This window comes from Candidatus Symbiopectobacterium sp. NZEC127 (genome assembly GCF_025962675.1).
Lineage (GTDB): Bacteria > Pseudomonadota > Gammaproteobacteria > Enterobacterales > Enterobacteriaceae > Symbiopectobacterium.
In genome coordinates this window covers 1-580 of record NZ_JAGFPG010000061.1, presented here as the reverse complement: position 1 = coordinate 580, position 580 = coordinate 1, and the positions used below count along the sequence as shown (strand labels likewise).

At 56.2% G+C, this 580-nt stretch carries 1 protein-coding gene; it reads left to right on the top strand.

All coding sequences use genetic code 11. The features are described from left to right. Positions 1-580, top strand: a 580-nt coding sequence (locus J5069_RS23925) for a molybdopterin-dependent oxidoreductase (RefSeq protein WP_264646137.1), incomplete at both ends; no start/stop codon positions are given.

Below are 580 nucleotides of genomic sequence, written 5' to 3'. Positions count from 1 at the left end.
CGGTCGAAGCGAAAACCCATAACGACGCCAAGCTGATCGTGGTGGACCCGCGCTTTAACCGATCCGCCGCCGTGGCCGATCTCTATGCCCCGATCCGGGCAGGTTCTGATGCTGCGTTCCTGCTGGGGATTATCAACTACCTGATCACCCATGATAAAATTCAGCACGAATACGTGAAGTCTTACACCAGCGCCAGCCTGATCGTGCGTGAAGATTTCGGATTCGATGAAGGGCTGTTCAGCGGTTATAATGCGGATGCCCGCCAGTACGACAAAACCAGTTGGAACTATGAACTGGATGCCAACGGCTTCGCCAAACGCGACATGACGCTGACGCATCCGCGCTGCGTTTGGAACCTGCTGAAAAACCACGTTGCTCGCTACACGCCTGAAATGGTGGTTTCCCTGTGCGGTACGCCAGCGCACCATTACGAAGAGATCTGCCGCTCTCTGGCAGAAACCAGCGCCCCCGATAAAACCGCGACCTTCATGTACGCGCTGGGTTGGACACACCACACCAACGGCGCACAGATTATCCGTGCCGCAGCCATGATCCAACTGCTGCTGGGCAATATCGGCAT